This window comes from Candidatus Hydrogenedens sp., from assembly GCA_035378955.1.
In the GTDB taxonomy this organism is placed as follows: domain Bacteria; phylum Hydrogenedentota; class Hydrogenedentia; order Hydrogenedentales; family Hydrogenedentaceae; genus Hydrogenedens.
This window is the reverse complement of the sequence record DAOSUS010000001.1, coordinates 1-21,187: the sequence shown is the minus strand read 5'-3', so window position 1 is coordinate 21,187 and position 21,187 is coordinate 1. Positions and strand designations below refer to the sequence as shown.

Genomic DNA, 21,187 nt, shown 5'->3' with positions numbered 1-21,187 from the left:
CAGGTGTTCAGGAAATCAGGAAATCCACATAGTTATTACAATACAGTCTGGCGGGAATTTTGCAAACATCGTCTTTCCCTTTTTGCCTTGTTGATTATTGTTTTGTTAGGTCTCATTGCGATAATGGCACCTTTTATCGCCAATGACATCCCTATTTTGTTATATAAAGGGGGAAAATTATATATATTCCCGAATATTTTTACATATACAGATTTACAAGCAGAGAATTTATATGCGAATTTTGACCGATGGAAACCATCCAGCGGGGAATGGATGTTAAAACCACCCATTCCACACGGTCCTCTAAATCAGGAGTTGGAGCAAAGTTTGCAGGGACCCAATCGCAATCATTGGTTAGGGACAGACGACCGAGGCAGGGATGTGCTTAGCCGAATGATTTGGGGTTCTCGCTTATCGTTGAGTGTAGGTTTCGTGGCTGTTGGGATAGCTGTGATTATCGGTGTAATATTAGGCTCACTTTCGGGATATTTTGGGAAATGGGTAGATACGGTGGTCTTACGATTTATTGAGCTGATGTTGGTTATCCCAACTTTTTTCCTTATCATTACCGTAATGGCTTTTCTTCCTCCCAGTATCTGGACAATTATGATTGTTATCGGGCTGACAGGTTGGCCAGGTGTAGCACGATTGGTTCGAGGTGAATTCTTGAAGCAAAAGCAGATGGAATATGTTTTAGCATCCCGTGCATTGGGTTTAAGTAATTCGCGTATTATGTTTCAGCATATCCTGCCCAATGCGATGGGACCTGTCTTTGTTAGTGCCACATTTGGACTGGCGGGTGCTATTCTCATGGAAAGCGGATTAAGTTTTTTAGGCTTCGGTGTGCCACCACCAACCCCCAGTTGGGGTGAATTGCTAAAACAATCTCAGGGTTATGTGGATTTTGCATGGTGGTTGGTTTTATTTCCCGGTTTAGCAATTTTTATTACCGTTACAGCGTTTAATCTCGTTGGCGAGGGGTTGCGAGATGCTATGGACCCCAGATTAAGGTAAAGAATATGAGCGATTTGTGTAAATCGGATAAAGCCCTTTTGAATGTAAAAAATCTGAAAGTATATTTTTCGACGCCCACAGGATTGGCGTATGCCGTAGATGACATTTCGTTTTTTATTCATCCGGGCGAAAGTATGGCTCTGGTAGGTGAAAGTGGATGTGGAAAATCGGTAACAGCCATGTCAATCCTGAGATTGCTAACTTCTCCACCTGTGGAACGCATAGAAGGGGAAGTAATCTTTCACGGGCAGGATTTGCTAAAACTGCCAGAAGAAGAATTGATGAAAATTCGGGGAAGATACATATCTATGGTTTTTCAAGAACCGACCAGTTCAATGAATCCCGTGTTTCGTGTTGGTGAACAAATTGCAGATGTTCTGAAATATCATTACGGGATGGGCCGTGAAGAAAGTTATATGCGGATTGAAAAATTGTTTGAATGGGTCGGCATACCAGAGCCTAAGATGCGAATACATCAATATCCCCATGAATTTTCAGGGGGACTTATCCAACGTTCCATGATTGCTATGGCATTAGCATGCGAGCCAGAATTGCTTATTGCTGACGAACCAACCACGGCTCTGGATGTTACTATACAGGCGGAGATATTGGCATTACTTCGGCGTGTTCAACAGGAACGAAAAATGAGTTTGTTGCTTATCTCTCATGATTTAAGTGTCGTTGCTCAAATTGCACGCTGGATTGTAGTTTTGTATGCGGGTAAGAAGGTGGAAGAAGGGAGTGCTACGACTATATATTCCAAACCCTCTCATCCCTATACCCAAGCCCTTTTTGATTCCCTTCCTATTCGTTCCCGTGGTAAAAAAAGATTAAATACAATTCCGGGCACCGTTCCTTCAGCAACAGATTTGCCTACGGGATGTCGTTTCCATCCACGATGTCCCAAAGCCATGAAGATATGCCAGCAAAAAGAACCCCCATGGACCTGGCTCAATAAGGAACAGGGAACGGCTTGCTGGTTGTTTGCCCAATCGGAAAAAATGGAAAAGGAGACCTGATGAAAAATGAATAACCGTATACCTTACTTGAAAGTGGATAATCTAACAAAATATTATCCGGTCGGTGGTGGATTGTTTGCCAAAGCACGGAATTATGTCCGTGCCGTAGACCATGTTTCTTTCAATGTTTATCCAGGGGAAACGGTTAGTCTCGTTGGTGAAAGTGGAAGCGGAAAAACTACAGTAGCGCGGCTTATACTGCGACTGATTGAGCCTACCGATGGCTCTATCTATTTCGATGGGGTTGACCTGACAAAATTAAAGTCAAAAGAATTAAGGAATATCCGACGGAAAATACAAATCATTTTCCAGGACCCATACAGTTCGCTAAATCCGCGCATGACAGTTTATTCTATGCTGTCCGAAGTGTTGTATGTCCACCGAATTGTTCCTAAAGAAGAAATTCCCAGTCATATCGAACAATTACTCCAATTAGTGGGACTGAATACAGATGCCATGTATCGCTATCCCCATGAATTTAGTGGAGGACAACGGCAACGGATTGGTATTGCACGCGCTTTAGCCGTTAATCCTTCATTTCTCGTTGCAGACGAACCTGTATCCGCTCTGGATGTATCGGTGCAGGCACAAATACTCAATCTATTGATGGAATTACAGGAAAAATTACATCTGACCTATTTAATTATCTCTCATGATTTAGGGGTTGTTCGTCATATTTCCGATAGAGTATTGGTAATGTATTTAGGAAAAATTGTTGAAGAAGCCCCAACGGAAACTTTATTTGAAAACCCCAATCACCCTTATACGAAGGCATTGCTAAGTGCTATTCCCAAACCTGACCCTTCTGCTTCTTTGCCAAAATTGTTGGCACGAGGCGAACCGCCAAGCCCTGTAAATCCACCGCCCGGATGTTCATTCCATCCGCGTTGCCCTTATGCAACAGAGCAATGTAAAAACGAGCCTCCTCCATTACAAAATATATCTGATACCCATCGTTCTGCATGCTGGATTTTCGCAAAAAGTCCCGAAGACCAAGTTCCTCAACCTGTATAATAATTCAAAAGAAATCTACACAATTTTTAGGTGAAATCAATAACACGGGCTCGTTTCTTATCTCTTTGTGTTTCGATATGTTTGCGGATTTCATTTTGTAGTTCTTCAGATGCAGGTATTGCTTGTAGGGTAAGTTCGGGGGTCGAGGTATCTGATGTGATTAGTTTCAAGTTGCCTAATGAAAAAATTCTTAGCAGGAAGGGCTGTTCGAATGTTAAATCATTGATACGGTATAACTCCAGATAGTCTGTTTGGGTAGAAAATACACTTGTTGTTATTTTAATCCGTTCTGTGGTGATTACATATTTTGTGCATTTAACCACGATGTATTTCCAGAGAGCATAGAAAATCGGGACTATCAAAAAACAAGTGAGCAGACAAAGAATGAATACCCCGATATTCACAATCTGCGAGGGTGTTCCTGACCAGACAATTTTTTCTTCAGACATGTTAAATCTCCTTTGTTATATATTCACTTATGCATTGTAAAATTATTTTATATTATCCGACAGTTTATTATCTCAATTTACTCAGTAAAATTTAATTGTTCCATAGGAATGATTTTGTATTGATAACCCTGTTCGGTGAGAAATAGTTGACGATTAAGGGCGTAATCCTGGTCCAAGGTATCGCGTGTGACGATAGTATAGAAATGGGCTTGTTTCCCGAATTGTTTGGGTCGGAGAATTCTGCCCAATCGCTGTGCTTCTTCCTGTCGTGAGCCGAATGTGCCAGATACTTGAATGGCGACATTGGCATCAGGTAGGTCAATGGCAAAATTGGCAACTTTGGAGACAATCAAAAGTTTTATTTCTCCTTTGCGAAATTTTTGATATAGTTCTTCTCGTTTTTTATTGGGTGTCTGTCCTGTGATGATGGGCGCACCGAAGTTTTTTTGTATAACTTTAAGTTGGTCTAAATATTGACCGATGATAAGGATATTATCCTCTTTGTGGTAGTCTAAAATCTGTTTGCAGATACTTATCTTTATAGGATTTTTTGATGCAATCTGGAATTTAGCGGATTTTGATGCTACAACATACCTGTAACGGTCCTCTTCCAGCATTGGTACACGCACTTCGGTGCAAAGGGCTTCGGCTATCCAACCTTGCTTTTCTAATACTTTCCATGGGATATCGCATTTTTTGGGTCCGATAAGACTGAACACCTCATCTTCCCGCCCATCCTCACGGACTAATGTTGCGGTAAGTCCTAATCTACGGCGGGCTTGCAAATCTGCAGTGGCACGGAATACGGGCGCCGGTAATAGATGGACTTCATCGTAGATAATCAAACCCCAGGCTCCGTCCTCAAACAAACGAAAATGAAGAAACGGGCTATCTTTGGTTTTGCGATGGGTTAAAATCTGGTAGGTAGCCAGTGTGACGGGTTTGATTTCTTTCAACTCACCACTATATTCGCCGATTTGGTCCTCCGTGAGGGTTGTTTTTTCTAATAGTTCTGTTTTCCATTGTCGTAGTGCCACAGTATTCGTTGTTAACACAAGAGTATGTGTTTGCAATTTATGCATAACACCGATACCGACAATCGTTTTACCGGCACCGCAGGGAAGTACAATAACACCACTTCCACCGCGGTTCGTTCCACCGGCATAAAAAGCAGAGATAGCATCCGTCTGATAATTTCGCAAAACAAAGGGCTTGCCCGAAGGGAGTTTTTTGCGAAGGTCAAACTTTAAAGGAGCCCCTTCTACATACCCAGCAAGGTCTTCTGCAGGAAAACCTAATTTTACCAGTACACTTTTTAAATGTCCACGAAATTGGGTATTTACGCGAACCCGACGAGAATCTAATTTGGTTAGCCCGAACTCCTGCAAGGCTTTGTTATAGAGTAACTCTGAAAGGAGCATGGTATCATCGGATTCGAGAATTAATTCCTGTTGTGGGCTTTTGTATAATTTCAATCTGCCATAACGACGAACTGTATCTGTAATTTCATAAATTAGATTGGATGGGACATCATATCGGCTATATTTGTGAAGCAGGTCAATGATTTGTGTTGCTGTATAACCTGCAGACGCAGAATTCCATAGCGAGATGGGTGTAATCCGATATGTATGAAAATGCTCAGGTGATTTCACCAATTCTGCAAATGCAGATAGAGCATCCCGTGCCTCCTCATATAACGGATTTTCAACCTCTAACAAAATCGTTCGGTCAGACTGAACTATTAATGGCTTCTCTACTTTCTTTCGCATAATAAAAATACTGTTTCCTGTTATAAAATTTTATAGGTAAATAGAATATATCAGTTTAGAATCAATATACAATTGAGTTCTTTGATAAAAACCATTTCTTATTAACAATACCCTTTTGATTATTTTTTTGAACACTATACAAGTCAAACATCCCCTTAAAATTTCTCGTAAATTATATAATCATCAATAAAAATAGATAACAGAGACTAAATAGTAGATACATTTTTATAAAGTGAAATTTTCCACCCATACCCCTTCTTTTGTTCTTCATTCGTAGTATATAAATCCCTTATGAATCTTGTTAAAATATGTTTTCACAGAAGTAGAGGCGAAAGATTTTTCGCCTCTATAGGTTTGTGATAAAAAGAAGTTAACAGAAATTCCAGGATTTATATGCCGTGAATGGAGGAATACAGAAGGAAAACACAGACAAGTATGTCTGTGCTACATTAATACCTACGATGTCCCATAAGTCCCATTCGTACCATCTGTCCCATGTGTCCCATCAGTCCCACAAAAAACCCGAATCGGGGACGCTTCAGCTATGGGTAAGAACAAGGACAGAAGGAAAACACAGACAAGAATGTCTGTGCTACATTAGGGGCGTTGTAATTATCTCCCATTCCTATTACGCTCATGAATGGATACGAATAAATCGGTAGCATAAGTTATTTGTTCTATTTTGATTTAAATGCTGATTTTGTTAATATATTTTTAATAGTTATTAAGAAAGGAAAAAAGTTATGAAAAGAACAATGGGGATATTTATTTTGGTAGTTTTGGTATGTCCTATTTTGGCGTTTGCGAACTCTGTGATTACGACGGGACATCTTATTGAGGAACTTACAGATATGTATCAATTAACAGAGTTTCCCGAAGTGAATTACAAACTTGTGCAGTTTTCATCGTTTGACCGACGGAGTGTTCAGCGACTACATGCGGATTGGTTTAGCAATTCTGATGGTTTTGGGAGCGAACCTATTCCCGGTTTCCTTTCGGTATTAAAAGAGGAGAAGGATGGGAATGATGGGGAGTATCTGCTTGCAGATGTGAAGGGTCCCGGTGCTATTGTTCGTTTCTGGACTGCGGCTATAAAAGGTAATGTTCGGATGTATCTGGATGATGAAGAAAAGCCGATATATGAAGGACCTGCAGAAAGTTTTTTCAGATTCCCGTATAATTCTTTTATTAATGGAACAGGGATTACAGAGGAATTGTTGAAAGGCAGTTTGTATCAACGAGATTCGGCTTATTGTCCGATGCCTTTTGCAAAATCTTGTAAAATTGTATGGATAGGGAAGAAAAGGGATATTCATTTTTATCATCTCATGGTTCGTATTTACGAGAGTGGAACTGTTGTCCAGACTTTTTCTCCGGATGATTTGAAAAAATCAGAAAAGGAGATTATCCGTGTTTGCAATACCTTAAAAAACCCGGATGATATGCTTGCAGATGAGAAATTAGAAAGAACACCCATACAAAGTGAATTATCTTACCGTGAAGAAAGTTCTATCTGGAGCAATAAAGCGGGTCCGGGAGCCGTGGTCTATATGAAATTGCGAGTAAAGGATTTTGTCCCATCCCAGACATTTCGTGAAATAATACTTCGAATATATGCCGATGGTATTAAAGAGCCGTTAGTGGATAGTCCTCTGGCGGACTTTTTCTCTGCGGCACCGGGGATAAATCCTTATCGTTCTCTGCCCATGGAAATAACTGCGGATGGATGGTTCATTTCGCGTTTTATAATGCCCTATCAGAAGGAAATGAACATTACATTAAGAAATCTAACGCAGAATCCATTGTCGGTAGAGGGCGAAATATCGTCGCAACCGTATGAATGGAATCCACAACTTTCTATGTATTTTTGTGCACGATGGAAAGGGAGTGATGCACTCTGGGTGCGTGTAAGCCGTCCTCATGATTTACCTTTCCTGTATGCAAAGGGGAAAGGGTGTCTTGTGGGTGCTGTCAGTCATGTTTTTAATCCATCTCCAATACCGACCTCTGGTGGAAATTGGTGGGGCGAGGGAGATGAGAAAATCTTTGTTGACCGAGATGTGGTTCCTTCTATCTTTGGTACAGGTTCTGAGGATTTTTATAATTACTCCTGGTCTGCAACGGATATTTTTTACTATCCGTATTGTGGGCAACCCCGCAATGATGGACCGGGAAATCGCGGTTTTGTATCTAATTTTCGCTGGCTTTTCTTAGATAAAATTCCTTTTAATGAATATATGGCATTTTCAATGGAATTGCTAATTCATGAAGAGGTTTTTAATTTAGGATATGCACGCATTGCTTATTATTATGCCCGACCTGAAACGACAGATGACCACGCTCCTATTCCGGACCGCATTTACAATCCTTTAACGGCACAAGAGGATTGGAGTTGGTTACCTGCACCTAAAGGAGCGGCTCATAAAGCACTTTACTATCAAGCGGAGGATTGCCTTGTATCTGCAGATGGGACAGAACTAATGTCGTCTTATATGTGGGCAGGTAGAGGTTTATGTTTATGGAAGCCGAAGCAAGCAGGGGATATTTTGAGTTTTAAAATCCATGTTCCTGAAGAAGGGGATTATGATGTTCGGCTGGTATGTGCCTTATCCCCGCAATCTGGTAGTGTCCAGGTTTTATGGGATGATAAATTAATCACACCACAACCTGTAAATCTGTATGATGAACATCATTTATTATCGCGTGAATTTAATTTCGGTAAGCAGCAAATATCTGTTGGTGAGCATACTTTGACTTTGAAATATTCCGATAATAAACCGAAACACATCGGGATTGATTTTATCTGGCTTCAGCCCGTAAAGTAAAAAATCTATGAGTTTAGAAGGTCAAACAATCGGTACAGGTGAGGTGTATTTGATAAGTGTCATCAGGGTGAATTGATTTTTCTCAATTCATTCAGGATATTTTGGAAATATTCGGGTAAAGGTGCCGTAAATTCTATATACTTATTGGTTGTAGGGTGAATAAATCCAAGCAGTCCTGCATGCAATGCCTGACCAGGTAGTTTTTGAAGGGCAAGAATAATATTCTTGGGGAAACCTAATGTAGAATAATCCGTGAAACCATAAACAGGGTCCCCAAGGATGGGGTTCCCGATAAATCGTAGGTGAACGCGTATTTGATGAGTTCTACCTGTGTTGAGTTTTAGTTCCAGGAAACTTACAGATGAAAATTTTTCTCGTAGATAAAAATGGGTAACTGCTTCTCGTGCATTAATTCCTGTGATAGACATCCGTTTCGGGTCTGCAAAACTGCGTCCAATTCCGGCATCTATTATCCCCTGTTCTGTTTTGGGAATACCCTTCACCAGAGCAAAATATTTTCGTGAGAACGCCCTGTCTTCAACCTGTTTCCGCAAGTGATGATAACTTTCTGGATTTTTCGCTACTACAAGGACACCGGAGGTGTTCATATCAAGACGATGAACAATACCCGGTCGTTTAGGGTCACCTGATATTACATAATCTTTACAATTATATAACAAGGCATTTACCAGAGTGCCATGAGTATGCCCGGGTGCCGAATGAACCACGAGACCCGCTGGTTTATTCACAACAATTACATCTTTATCTTCATAAAGGATTTCTATCGGTATGTTTTCAGGAATCAGTTCTGTATTTTCTTCTACCTCTGCAAGTGTTATTTCAATAGTATCACCTGCGGTTATCAAGGTAGAGGGCTTTTTTATCTGTTTGCCATTAATAAGAACGCCGCCCTCTTTTATCAGGGTTTGTATTCGAGTTCGCGAGATACCTTCTAACTGGTCTGATAAAAAAAGGTCTAATCGAAGGGAAGGAATTTCCTCTGAAACAGTAAATTGGCGTATATCTTTCATTCTACCTTCGTTTTTATAACGAAAAGATGGTTATTAGGTTCTTTGTTTTTTCTTTCTGTAATAAAGAATGGCACCTGTTCCTGAAATGAAAAATAGCAGGTGAAATACCATCGGGTAATAAATTGCCAGTTTACTCATCCAGACAATCGGCGTGAGAAGGCAACGGGTAAGAAAGGCGAATAATGGATGATGAGCAATCCAATTTGCTAATGGTGGACTCATGTTATAGTATAGGTCAACAAAAGCAGTTCCTATGGCATTTGTTAATAGATATTGGTCGCGGAATTGCCTGAGAATATCAATTTCTTCTGCCATAGGTGTGCCATAAGCAGCCGTAGCGATAAAACAGGGTCCTCCACCCCCGCTATTTCCTCCGGCAACAAAGCCTAAAGTCGTGAGTAGCATCCCTACAGGAATTAGGACCCAGTTGTCCAGAACTACAGGGTTTCTATAATACATCAGGGTATTATCTAATATAACTGCGGGCACCGTAGGTTGACTACTCAAATATATGAGAATATCTACAGTCCCTGTCTTTTCAACCTTGGGTGTCTTGAAACTCAGGAGACCTTCGGTCTGTCCAGCAATACTTTTAGGTCTTACTACTTCATCAATTCCTGCATCTAAATTGAGTAATTCGATACGGTCAACATACGCGAGACCTCCTCGGGGAGATGTAATAACGACATCTTCATTGCCTGCCGTTTTTACAAGCATAACACCATTGTCCGTTGGTATTCTGACAAGGCTTGACACATCGAAGGGGAGCAATGATTGTGTTCGTATCCCAAATCCATTAAGCGAATAAGCACGAATTGTTATTTTTTTAGTAGAGCCTATACTGTTTTCTGTCATAGCAGGGTCTATATCTGTGGCTAATATTTGTGATTGATAAGCCGTTCGCTGTTTAGGGACAACCTGATTGCTTATGTAGTTATACTCTGAAGATTGTCCGAAAACAGTTATTCCTCCACGGAAATAATTGTAATCGAGACCATTTGTAGGCAGGGTAATTTTTATAGTCGGTACATTATTCGCTGTCCCATCGAGGTTATAGGGAGAAACAGGCTGGGTGAATAGAGGTTTTTTCTGTGCATCTTTTGCTGAAGAATAAACGACAGTTCCCACTTCCTGCGGGTCTGTGTCTGTAGATGTATCCTCCTGATAAAGGTAGTATGCCACTTCATAAGTGCCTTCTATAGGTGAGCCGTAGTTTCCGCCATGAATGAGTGTGTTCCCTAAAAGGCTTGCTGCTGCGGAAGGAGTTGGATTGTTCAAAATTTGTATAACACGCACCAGACCATAGGTTTTATTCCCGCTTTCGCCTGTTATAGGGAATTGAATGGAACCTTGGGCTGCACCATCAATAAAAATAGAAATACTTTCTGCTTTGGATAAGTCCGTTACAAATGCTGTGGTATAAATATTAAAATTGTCTTTTAAGTAATGATAATAGCGAAACGCAGGAACTGTATATGTTCCCGTTTTAATATCAACATCGACATAAGAAGGCATGGTGTCTGAATAAAGGGGATAAGGTGGAATAATAAAATCGAGATAGGTTCCATCTTCTGCTATGTTAATACCTGTAAAGGGAGAGCCAATGTCGTTCCCTGTTTTAGCATCTACGAGTTGTAAAGTTGTGTCTTTTTCTAAATTGTATCCATTTATCCGCCATACCAAACCACCGAAAGCCCAAACGACCAATCGTTCTTTACCGATATCGTCCGTCTCAAAATTACCATTGGCGAGGCGGGCGATGCCTGAAAATTCTGGCGGTCCCGTTTCAAATACTGCGGTTATGGAGGAATTCTCATCCAGGGTAAATTTCAGTGGGTTAACCGTAGATGTTTTATTCTTTGGAAGAAGCCAATTTTTAAATTGAAATCCCGGTGCTGGCTCTGCAGTGAGTTCTACCTCTGTTCCCGGTGCAAAGGTTTCTCCCGGAGGATTTAATATGACGGTTCCTGTATCGGGTGGGTCTATGGTAATACTTAAAGTATATTGTCGCCGAAGGATTCGTGCTTTTAAGTTTAAATTTTCTTTAACACGGATAATAAGTTCGGTTAAACGGGAGAATAGGGTTCCATCCTCAGAATACCATCCATCGAACTGGTCTTGCTCATCAATATTTTGAACAGATAAAGTTACCATATCCCCATCGAAAAACATTCCATCTTCGGGAAGGGAAGGATTTTTAACAGGGTTTATGACAATCGCTGCTTCTTGCGATTGTGCATTGGGTCCCCGTTCAATTTCCGCAGTTATATGAAATACACCTAACACAGAAATTGCGTCGGGGAAAAGGAAGGACAGTCCATTAACGGTCTTATCTATAATTTCAAGGTCTACATTGCCCGTTGTGGAGATTGCTGGAGCCGTTACGAACATTCGGTTTTCATGGGAACCATTGTAAGCAGTAATAGCCATGTTGGAATTGTTTGAGGAGCCATCACGAAAAGAAGCAACTTTCCCATCTATTCGAATTTCATATAACTCAGATGCCTGGGTTATACTTTTCGCGGTATTAACAGGGATTATTCCCTGCAATGTTAAAGGTGTTTCTATACCTTGTGGGATTTGATTTGGAGTAACGCTGGTTATATTAAGTCCTAAATTGTAAAGTGCAATAATTCCACTTTCCTGAATATTAAAGGTTATTCCTTGTGTATTTGTCGTAGATAGGATTTCTGTCCATTTACTCTCTTTTTCTGGGTCGTTAGTTAAATCATTTTCTGTTACTGTTGATGGGAATGAAAATGGCTTTATTTTCACCCAATCGGGTTTTGACAGTCCCTGTATATTCACTTTTATAGAAGAAGATTCTGGCAGGGATAAAATGTGATTATGACCCTGTTCATCTTTATAAAGCAGGTAAATGCCTATAAAACCTATTTCCTGATTGGCATTTCCCGGTGCTTTGCTCATTGCCTCTTCCATCCATGAAGACAGGTCTTTCTCAACGGGGTTCTGTGTAACTGTATCTATCTGTGCGGAAATATCATCGGAGAGAATTGTCATTAGACAGGCAAATTCTGTTTGTGCGGGTAAAATTCCTGTCTCTTTTAATTTTCCAAGTGTGGGAACTTCTATTTCGACGGAGCTTAATGGGACAACTTTTGTTGTATCCCCCGTAACATCTATGTTTTGAATGTATACATTCCGCAATGCACTATTTACCCATTGGTTTGCTGCCCAAAATTCACCCGATAATAGAACGCTATTCATATTATCGGGCAATCCATTGCTGTCTGTATCCACAGAGGAAGATACTTCTTCGAGTTGAACCTGTATAGTTTCAGATGGATTATTAGTATAGGTATAAGAAAAAACAATATAAGGTTCTGTCTGTTTATTCTTGGCGTTTATAAGTCCGTAAATGGATAGGTTTTGAGAAGAAACGGAACCGCTTATATATGGTCGAAGATTAATGTGGGTTTGACCTGGAATAAGGATTGTGTCGGAAAATACATTACCTATCCACTGTTCGTTGTTAAAACAAATGTCGCTTTCATTACAGGCAACAAAGGTAATTGTGTCCGTTGTAGTTTCGGGATAATTGGCAAGAACAGGTATGTAGATATTTAAGCGAGACAGGTTGTAACTATTTGCTAAGACTTTCACCGTTTTCCCATTCATAGGTGATGATATGTGCAGATTGTTTATATCAAAGCTCTGCTGCGTCTGGATGGTGTAATCGAGTAATTTAATCATATTAATAGGGGATTGTCCGATATTTCCTGCATAAACTTTTTCGGACATAAACCCTGATAATAGGATTGCCGTGATTACTGCAATAGGTAATAGTAGAAGGATATTGTTGTATGGAACAAATTTTTTAACAAACATATCGTTATTTCCCTGAGTTTTTCCTTTAAATAGTTATATTTATTAAATGTAAAAAATACTCCTTTTGGTTCACTGAATTTCTGTTGTTTACATTATACAAAAGATAAGTGCTATAGGTATTATTATTTATCGGTTCTATTAAAAAATTCTAACAAGTCCAATGGATGTAGGATTTGTCCAATAAAAAACGAGGGACTTCTCTTTTTGACTTTTATCCTATATCCGTATAGAATTATTAAAAAAATATTTCTACATAGTTAAGGAGCTATATAATGAGATATTGCAGTTTTGTTTTGCTTCCAATGTTACTTATGGGGCAGTTTGCTTATTCTTTTCCGAAAGTGGTGTGTGTAAATCCTGAAATATCTATTCAAAAGGTATTTGGGACAGAGACACCGGGAGGAAAGTATAAACATCCGGCATCTATCACAGAATTGGATAATGGTGATTTATATTTAGCGTATTATTGCGGTAGTGGTGAGTATGAAGATGATACAAAAGTGTTTGGGTCAAGGAAGCCGAAAGATTCTGACCAATGGCAACCGCCAGTAGTTATTGCAGATATTCCCTGGCTTGGTGAAGGGAATCCTGTGGTCTGGCAGGGACCGAATGGCATTGTCTGGTTGTTTTATGTAGTTCGATATGGAGAAACATGGTGCACTTCGCGGATACATTATAAAATTTCAAGAGATGGCGCTAATACATGGTCTGATTCTGCTGTGCTTGCATTTGACCCTGGTATGATGGTGCGTTCTCAACCCTTATTATTAAGCGACAATAAGTTTATTCTGCCTGCCTATCATGAGAAAGGGGAAAACCCGGAATTTACCGCACCCGAAACCAGTTCTGTATTTTTTATTCATGATTTAAAAACACGCACATGGACGCAGAGCAATCATGTCCGCTCGCGTATAGGGAATTTGCAGCCCTCTGTTGTTGCGTTGAGTGATACACATCTTTTAGCGTATTGTCGTCGTGGGGGAGGGTATGACCCTATTCCGGATGGTTTTATTGTGAAGACAGAGTCGTTTGATGGTGGAAAAACATGGACAGACGGAGTAGATACGGAGTTTGTTAATCCGAACGCCGCTGTTGACCTTATTAAATTAAAAAATGGGCATCTTTTATTGTTTTTTAATGACAATCCTGGGGACAGAAATCCTTTATCCGTAGCCATTTCAATGGATGAAGGGAAAACATGGAAGATTAAGAGAGACCTTGTTCGGGGAAAAGATTCGTATGCTTACCCGTATGCCATACAATTGAAAGATGGTAGAATTGCCTTGATATTTACCTCGCATGAACGGACACAGATTAATCTGGCTATTTTTGCAGAAGAGCAACTTATTAACTGGAATGAAAAAGGTAAAGACAAGGAATAATTTATGCTTACTACAACTTTGTTTTCTATACATTTTATCCTATTCCATGCAATTCTATGGGTCAATGCCTATGAATGGGGCGAAATAAAAGTTCCAGAGGATGGAAATTATACGGTTTGGGTCTGGGTAGAAAAAGGTAAATCGGGAGAAATTAGTATAGATAGACAAAAGTTACCCTATTCTGCACCTGAGAAGGAAAAGGACAAAAAAGACGCCACAGACCATATCTGGTTAAACTTAAAATCAATAGCCTTAAAAAGTGGACGAAATATACAGGTTGAGGGGGATATAAATATTTTTTCTATAGTTCTATCCAATCAGACAGATTATAATCCGGAGGCGTGGTGTAAATATGCACGGGTTTTACAGGAGCCAGAACGAGTATTGGATGCTCGTGTGGAGATGATACGCAACACAAACACAGTCTTTACCATGCCCCATTTTGAAAGTTTGCAGAACTGGGAATCGTTTGCAGAACAGCTTCGTAGGACCATATCTATTGCATGTGGTATTTTTCCTGAGCGTGAAAAGTGTGCGTTGAACGCAAATGTATTGGATAAGTTTCAGGGAGAGGGATTTACTGTGGAAAAGGTATATTTCGAGTCGTTGCCCGGGTTCTATGTTACAGGTAACTTATATCGTCCTGTAAAAGCGGGTAAACATCCGGGTGTTTTGTGTCCTCATGGACATTGGAAAGAAGGACGATTGGAAAATAGTGATATCGGTTCTGTGCCGGGGCGATGTATTACTTTGGCTCGTATGGGCTTTGTTGTTTTTAGTTATGATATGGTGGGTTATAACGATTCCCAACAACTTCCTCATAATTGGGGTACTAATTTGCTGAAATTATGGGGTATTCATCCATGTGCGGTGCAGTTATGGAATAGTATTCGGTCGTTGGATTTTCTGCAAACACTGCCGGATGTTGACCCTGAACAAATTGCATGCACAGGCGCATCTGGTGGAGGAACACAAACATTCTTGCTGTTTTCTGTAGACCCACGAGTTAAGGTTGCAGCACCCGTTAACATGATTTCCTGTTCCATGCAGGGAGGTTGTATTTGTGAAAATGCCCCATTAATTCGTAGGAATGCGTCAAATATGGAAATTGGGTCATTGATGGCGCCGAGACCCATGATACTTGTATGTGCTACAGGTGATTGGACTTGGGCAACTCCACGGGTTGAATACCCTGCTATACGCAGTATCTATGAATTGTATGGTAAAGAAATGAATTTGGAGTACCAGCAGTTCAACGCAGCACATAACTATAATAAGAATAGTCGTGAAGCGGTGTATCGGTTTTTTGGGAAACAATTCTTCCCACAGCAAAACTGGGAACAATTCTCGGAAGCCGATTTTGAGGTGCCCCCAAAACAATCGCTTCGTGTTTTTACGGATGAAAAAATTGAAGAATGGAAGCAAACAGGCTATGAGAATATATTAAATAAATTTGTTTCAGAGAAAAAATTGTTGCGGGATAAGTATGTTTCAATAAAAGCGGAACAGGTAAAAGAGTTTCGAGAAAAAGATAAACATTCCCTTGCTATTGTAACCGGGGCAGAAGTGCCTGCGGTAAACGATACTTTTGGGAACTGTGCCTCTGTAAGCAGGGAATCAACATTTGTATTAGAGCGATGGATAATATCGCGGGCAAAAATTCATGACCAGATACCTTTGTTACTTTACAGGTCTAATAAAGCGGAGACACAGAAGGTTGTGCTATTCGTGCATCATGAAGGAAAAGGATATTTTATAAACCCGGATGGTTCGCTTCAGACGGCACTTCAAAATCTTATGCAAAAGGGGTATGCAATTGCCTTGATAGACCTATTTCTAACAGGGGAACATCAATCGCCACGGGAAAAAGTTAAGCGAAAAGAAACCTCGAATTATCTGGACACTTTCTTAAATACTCGTTCTTCGGAACAGGTGCAGGATATTATTACATCGCTGGTTTGGTTGAGTTCCCGCAGAGATTTGCAAACACCGATTGCATTGATTGGTATGGGCAATGCCGGTGTTTTGTCATTATTTGCTGGGGCTATTTGCGATAAAGCAGACCCTATCTTTGCGGATATGAACGAGCTTGACCTGAATGATGACAGTATTTGGGAACAATATTTTTATATTCCATGTATTCGAAGCATTGGCGATATTCAAAATGCTCTATGGTGGATTAGCCCTGAACGAAACTGCTCTGTTTTTCATGTAAATCCCAATGTTTCTTTCCTTGCTCCTATAACCATTCAAAAACAAGTCAAAGATTTAAATGACCTTGTAGCACTACTAAATTAGGTTGAGATTTTACACCAATGGATGATAATAATTTGAAAATAATTCATATTACAGACTTGCATTTTTTTCAATTTCCTGGGAATATTTTGAAGTTATTTAATAAGCGGATATTGGGGTGTTTGAATTGGGAACTGAATCGTAAAAAAAGATTTGATTTTAGTGGGGCAGAACGATTCCTAAACTTCTTGAGCCAATACAAAAATGTTGTGGTTATTGTGACCGGAGATTTAACGGTAACTGCTCTTGAAGAAGAGTTTCTTCTCGCTAAAAACTTCATAGATAGTATTCGTAAAAAAAACTTATCGGTTTATATTATCCCCGGGAACCATGATTACTATACCTTTGAAGCCGTCCGAAATAAAAGATACGAAACTTTATTTTCAGAATATTCCCCACCTAAAACCTATCCTGCTGTTGTACATTTGCCCGATGGGACACCGTTAATCCTTATTCATACGGTTCGACCCAATATCCTTTCTGCGCGTGGAATAATAGACAGAGAGCAATTACAACGACTAGAAAAAATTATTGTATCCCTTGAAAGACCAGCCATTGTTTGTGCCCATTACCCTGTTTTACACCATACGCCAGAGTATTATTCTTCCTATTCCCATAGATTAAAAAATTCCGACCTGCTTCGTGAAATACTTGTTAAAACGAAAGTGCCCATACTCTACATCGCAGGACATGTTCATCATTACAGTTTGAATAAAGATGACGCTCAGCCACTTGTTACCTATTTATCTTCCCCACCGCTATTTTATTCGCAACAAAGAAACGGGGGTTTTTCTGAAATAACCATAAAGAATAACCAGTTCGATATACAAATAAAAACCCTTTACTAACCCCTCCCTTTCTACATAAAGAAAATATTTATAACAAACAGACAAACATAAATCGGTTATAAATAAGAAAATGTGTATAACAAAATGAGATAAATGCTACATTGTGAACTTTGTGTAAAGTCTCTGTACTCTATGTGTTAAAGAATATCACAGGATTTATATGCCAAGAATGCGTGAATGATAAAGAAATATTTTATATTTGTTTTCGTTCGTGGTTGTAAAAATGCCAGAAGTGGGAACACTTCAGCTACAGAAGGGGTATATAAAACTCGTAGTAGAAACTTCCTAGCTTCTGTGAAAACATATTTTAACAAGTTCACAAAAGATTTATTGGCTACGAATGAAGGTATAAGAGAGGAATTTTTTTATTCGGTTTCCTATATGTTGAAAGAATGAACCACAGAGGACATAAAGAAAATTAACACAAGGGCCACGGAGGAAAAAAGGCGCTTGATAATAGCCAATACCTAAAAATAATTAAACAGGATTTGCATGACACAAATGAACGAATTGTATGATGGATTAAATACCGGAAGTGGAGGTGTTTTAGAATCTTTTTTGAATAAAATAATACATGATGATTTTTTATTCATGTGTATTTGGGGTGTTTGTGATTATAATTTTAATTAATTTAAATCCAGTCTAAAATCCTATTTATTGGTATTTATATTTCGTTTTTTATTTGTATTAAAACAATTTTAATGTATTTAATATTTACTACTTTAATTTTCCTGGGCAGTAGTTGTCTTCGGTTTGACCTGGGCATGGGTAATAGCCTCCCATATTGAAGAATTGGATTATCCGGAGCAGTTCGGAAAGACTGATTTCCCAATCTCCATTCGGGTCGGCATCATGTGGAGGATAATATTCGCCTTCTACTTCCCCTTCACTTATTCCTTCGCCTTCGAGAGTTCCTTCCCCTTCAATTGTACCTTCTACCATTCCTTCTAAGTTCCCCTCTAAAGTGCCTTCTCCTTCGAAACTTCCTTCGGTTGCCCCTTCTATAAATCCTTCTCCCTCCCAAATACCTTCCCGTATGCCTTCTCCATCTGAACAGGGTCCAGTTGATACTATTAGGTTTACAGAACTACCTAACGAAAGTTGTGTTCCACCTTCAGGTGTTTGGCCGATTACCTTTCCTGCTTCTATCTCACTGCATTGCTCACTTACGGTTCCTAAGGATAGACCTGCTGCTGTTATTATATTCTCCGCTTCACTTTGAGTGAGCCCTATAATATTTGGTACCTCTACAAAACAGGGTCCACTTGATACAACAAAGTCAATAACACTACATGGTAAACTTTGTGTATTTTCCTCCGGTAACTGACGGATTACTGTGCCTTGAGGGATACTATCGTTACATTCTTCACTCACTATACCAATTATTAGACCAAAATCTTTGATTAATGATTCTGCTTCGGATTGAGACATTCCTATAATGTTTGGTGTTATAGTTAAATATGGATTCAATATATTGTTTAACCATGGATAACTGCATTCATTAACAATACTCCATGTATCCAAGAAATCCCAACCTATATAAGTATTTTGCTGGTTCATCTCGGTGGTTGATTTACCAACTCCTCCATCAGACCAGTTTTGTCCTGATACATCAACATCCCAAAAACAATTTGCTACGATTCCTGAATCATTGTATCCAATAATTCCTCCTACATTTGAGGAGCCCGTTATATGAGCAATGGAATAACTATTATTTACGGTACCATAATAATTTTTTCCTGCAATTCCCCCGACCTTTTCCAGTCCTTCTATATAGCCCATAGCAAAACAGTTAGCAGTCTCTCCATAGGAAAGATACCCCACAATTCCACCGCAATACCAGTTAGTAGCTGAAATAGAACCGTTGAAATAACTTTTATGAATTAACCCTTCTTCGTTGTATCCAATTAGACCGCCTATATAATTTTCCCCCGATATGGAACAATAGGAATAATTATTGATTAAAACACCCCCCTTTTTATAGCCTATAGACCCACCTATATAGTTTATTCCCTCGATGGAACCCGTAACATAACAATTGTTTACTTCACCCCAACCTTTACCCAACATTTCACCGACTAAAGCCCCCACTTTATATGCTCCAAAAACTGAGATATTCTCTAACCCAATGTCCTTAAAAACAGCCGTAGGTCCCGCTAAACCGAATAACCCCACATGTTTTTCTTCCGAACGATTGATATATAGATTTTGAATGGAATGACCATGTCCATGAAATTCACCAAAGAATACTTTTATCGGAGTAAAACCTTTTCCACCATCCCAATAAGCAGTGTCAGAAGCGTCTATATCTTTTGTTAAGTGATAAATACCGTTCCACGGATATTCTGTATCTCTACCAATTTTATTTAATTCATCTAATGAGGTAATATTTATCTCTGGGGGTAAAGTTATGTCTGGGGGTCCCAGTGCTATTAAATAGGGATATTCTATTTCCTCTACGATTGCCCATATGGAATTAAAGTTCCAATCTGTATAAGTTAGTTTTCGTTTCATTTCCAATGTTGTTCTTCCTTCACCACCGTCAGAAGTATTTATACCGGAAAACTCCTTGTCCCAGTAACTGTTGGTGACTGGAGTAGTACCGTTAAAATTAGACCCTATCAACCCTCCAACAAAATTTAACCCCGATACGGCACCTGTTGAATAGCAATTCGTTATAGAAGAAGTAGGACCGCCGGTACCGCCAATTAAACCTCCAATATGATATCTTAAACCTACGACTATACTTCTGGAATAACAGTTATCAACAAGTCCATAATTTTCTCCTATAAGGCCACCTGTATTATATAATCCTGAAACTTTCCCTACTGCATAGCAATAACTTATAGAACCACTGTTATATCCTGACAAATTTCCAACGGAATTTTCTCCTACTACAGAATTTATAGAGTAACAGAGCGTTAAAGTCCTATTATTCATACCTACAATTCCACCAACATTGTATCTCCCGTATACCACTCCCCACTTTCCACCACTGTTTCTAATTGTGCCATCTAAATTTCTACCAACAAGGGCACCCACATAATCCAGACCTACTGTCCAAGAACTATCGATTATTACATTGGAAACTTCACTCCCCGTTCCAGTATAGCCAAATAATCCCACATTGCTACAATCTGGAAAATTCATGTAAAGATAACTTATTTTATGACCATTTCCATTAAATTTTCCTATAAAAGGATTTAACCCATTACCTATCGGTTGAAAACCTGCTCCATCATTCCAATTTACTGTATCAGAAGCATCAATGTCCTGAGATAATTCGTATTCACCATCTAAAGGATAATCTGTCCCGATTTTTTGTAACTCTTCAATACTTGCTATTGGAATTACAGTGGCATAACCTGCATTGCATAAGGTCAAGAAGGAAAATAAAATCGAGTAAATAATAAAAAATATCACTGGCTTGATTTGTAATTTGTTCCATAGAACTAATTTCATTTTTTACTCTCCTTGTCTTACTTTGCTTTATAAAATAAATTTACCCATAGTTTTCCAATAAATTCAACTTATTAATCTATTGGAATTTCATTCTTATTTATTATATATCATACTATCTTTTTCTTATTGTTAAATAACATATATTTATTAATCTATGATTTATTATAATAATATGCTTTTTTTATAATTTATTTTTTCATTAATAATATAAAAGCTATTACACGGATAAG

14 protein-coding genes are annotated in these 21,187 nt (G+C 39.1%); 9 read left to right on the top strand and 5 right to left on the bottom strand.

Annotated elements, in window-relative coordinates:
• The first annotated feature begins 3 nt into the window (after positions 1-3).
• Genes PLA12_00070 through PLA12_00060 form a run of 3 tightly spaced genes read left to right on the top strand, consistent with a single transcriptional unit; the run spans position 4 to position 3,047 of the window.
• On the top strand, positions 4-1,014 hold the full coding sequence (locus tag PLA12_00070) for an ABC transporter permease (GenBank protein HOQ30884.1): 1,011 nt from the start codon (positions 4-6) through the stop codon (positions 1,012-1,014).
• Positions 1,015-1,019: 5 nt separating this feature from the next.
• Positions 1,020-2,033, top strand: a complete 1,014-nt coding sequence (locus PLA12_00065) for an ABC transporter ATP-binding protein (GenBank protein HOQ30883.1) — start codon at positions 1,020-1,022, stop codon at positions 2,031-2,033.
• A 6-nt stretch (positions 2,034-2,039) separates the two neighbouring features.
• Positions 2,040-3,047: an ABC transporter ATP-binding protein gene (locus tag PLA12_00060; GenBank protein ID HOQ30882.1), complete on the top strand. Its 1,008-nt coding sequence runs from the start codon at positions 2,040-2,042 to the stop codon at positions 3,045-3,047.
• 26 nt (positions 3,048-3,073) lie between these two features.
• Here PLA12_00060 and PLA12_00055 read toward each other — a convergent pair whose 3' ends face one another.
• Positions 3,074-3,496, bottom strand: a complete 423-nt coding sequence (locus PLA12_00055; GenBank protein HOQ30881.1) for a PH domain-containing protein — start codon at positions 3,494-3,496, stop codon at positions 3,074-3,076.
• 77 nt (positions 3,497-3,573) lie between these two features.
• Positions 3,574-5,265 carry a DEAD/DEAH box helicase gene (locus PLA12_00050; GenBank protein ID HOQ30880.1) on the bottom strand — a complete coding sequence of 564 codons (1,692 nt, stop codon included), beginning with the start codon at positions 5,263-5,265 and terminating at the stop codon, positions 3,574-3,576.
• A 398-nt stretch (positions 5,266-5,663) separates the two neighbouring features.
• Here PLA12_00050 and PLA12_00045 point away from each other — a divergent pair, with 398 nt between their 5' ends.
• The gene (locus PLA12_00045; GenBank protein HOQ30879.1) at positions 5,664-5,927 is read left to right on the top strand and encodes a hypothetical protein; all 264 of its coding nucleotides are present in this window, start codon (positions 5,664-5,666) and stop codon (positions 5,925-5,927) included.
• 81 nt (positions 5,928-6,008) lie between these two features.
• The gene (locus tag PLA12_00040; protein HOQ30878.1) at positions 6,009-8,090 is read left to right on the top strand and encodes a DUF2961 domain-containing protein; all 2,082 of its coding nucleotides are present in this window, start codon (positions 6,009-6,011) and stop codon (positions 8,088-8,090) included.
• A gap of 62 nt (positions 8,091-8,152) precedes the next feature.
• Here the strand turns inward: PLA12_00040 and PLA12_00035 are convergent, their stop codons facing one another.
• Together PLA12_00035 and PLA12_00030 are read right to left on the bottom strand one after the other, a co-directional pair.
• Positions 8,153-9,121 carry an RluA family pseudouridine synthase gene (locus PLA12_00035; GenBank protein HOQ30877.1) on the bottom strand — a complete coding sequence of 323 codons (969 nt, stop codon included), beginning with the start codon at positions 9,119-9,121 and terminating at the stop codon, positions 8,153-8,155.
• Between the two features lie 33 nt (positions 9,122-9,154).
• A complete protein-coding gene (locus PLA12_00030) occupies positions 9,155-12,970 on the bottom strand; it encodes a hypothetical protein (GenBank protein HOQ30876.1) in 3,816 nt (1,271 codons plus the stop codon).
• Between the two features lie 272 nt (positions 12,971-13,242).
• Between PLA12_00030 and PLA12_00025 the strand changes: the two genes are divergently transcribed.
• The 4 genes from PLA12_00025 to PLA12_00010 all read left to right on the top strand — a co-directional run bounded on the left by PLA12_00025 (position 13,243) and on the right by PLA12_00010 (position 18,125).
• A complete protein-coding gene (locus PLA12_00025; protein HOQ30875.1) occupies positions 13,243-14,352 on the top strand; it encodes an exo-alpha-sialidase in 1,110 nt (369 codons plus the stop codon).
• Between the two features lie 3 nt (positions 14,353-14,355).
• The gene (locus tag PLA12_00020; GenBank protein HOQ30874.1) at positions 14,356-16,650 is read left to right on the top strand and encodes a hypothetical protein; all 2,295 of its coding nucleotides are present in this window, start codon (positions 14,356-14,358) and stop codon (positions 16,648-16,650) included.
• A gap of 17 nt (positions 16,651-16,667) precedes the next feature.
• On the top strand, positions 16,668-17,495 hold the full coding sequence (locus PLA12_00015; GenBank protein HOQ30873.1) for a metallophosphoesterase: 828 nt from the start codon (positions 16,668-16,670) through the stop codon (positions 17,493-17,495).
• 492 nt (positions 17,496-17,987) lie between these two features.
• Entirely contained in the window at positions 17,988-18,125 is a 138-nt protein-coding gene (locus tag PLA12_00010) for a hypothetical protein (GenBank protein HOQ30872.1), read from the top strand.
• An 87-nt stretch (positions 18,126-18,212) separates the two neighbouring features.
• Here PLA12_00010 and PLA12_00005 read toward each other — a convergent pair whose 3' ends face one another.
• Positions 18,213-20,957: a PASTA domain-containing protein gene (locus PLA12_00005; GenBank protein HOQ30871.1), complete on the bottom strand. Its 2,745-nt coding sequence runs from the start codon at positions 20,955-20,957 to the stop codon at positions 18,213-18,215.
• Between the last annotated feature and the right edge of the window lie 230 nt (positions 20,958-21,187).

Excerpts from the sequence above, each read along its gene's own strand:
- PLA12_00065 (HOQ30883.1), top strand. The coding sequence starts at position 1,020 with ATGAGCGATTTGTGTAAATCGGATAAAGCCCTTTTGAATGTAAAAAAT.
- PLA12_00060 (HOQ30882.1), top strand. The coding sequence starts at position 2,040 with ATGAATAACCGTATACCTTACTTGAAAGTGGATAATCTAACAAAATAT.
- PLA12_00055 (HOQ30881.1), bottom strand. The coding sequence starts at position 3,496 with ATGTCTGAAGAAAAAATTGTCTGGTCAGGAACACCCTCGCAGATTGTG.
- PLA12_00050 (HOQ30880.1), bottom strand. The coding sequence starts at position 5,265 with ATGCGAAAGAAAGTAGAGAAGCCATTAATAGTTCAGTCTGACCGAACG.
- PLA12_00040 (HOQ30878.1), top strand. The coding sequence starts at position 6,009 with ATGAAAAGAACAATGGGGATATTTATTTTGGTAGTTTTGGTATGTCCT.
- PLA12_00035 (HOQ30877.1), bottom strand. The coding sequence starts at position 9,121 with ATGAAAGATATACGCCAATTTACTGTTTCAGAGGAAATTCCTTCCCTT.
- PLA12_00030 (HOQ30876.1), bottom strand. The coding sequence starts at position 12,970 with ATGTTTGTTAAAAAATTTGTTCCATACAACAATATCCTTCTACTATTA.
- PLA12_00025 (HOQ30875.1), top strand. The coding sequence starts at position 13,243 with ATGAGATATTGCAGTTTTGTTTTGCTTCCAATGTTACTTATGGGGCAG.
- PLA12_00020 (HOQ30874.1), top strand. The coding sequence starts at position 14,356 with ATGCTTACTACAACTTTGTTTTCTATACATTTTATCCTATTCCATGCA.
- PLA12_00015 (HOQ30873.1), top strand. The coding sequence starts at position 16,668 with ATGGATGATAATAATTTGAAAATAATTCATATTACAGACTTGCATTTT.
- PLA12_00010 (HOQ30872.1), top strand. The coding sequence starts at position 17,988 with ATGACACAAATGAACGAATTGTATGATGGATTAAATACCGGAAGTGGA.
- PLA12_00005 (HOQ30871.1), bottom strand. The coding sequence starts at position 20,957 with ATGAAATTAGTTCTATGGAACAAATTACAAATCAAGCCAGTGATATTT.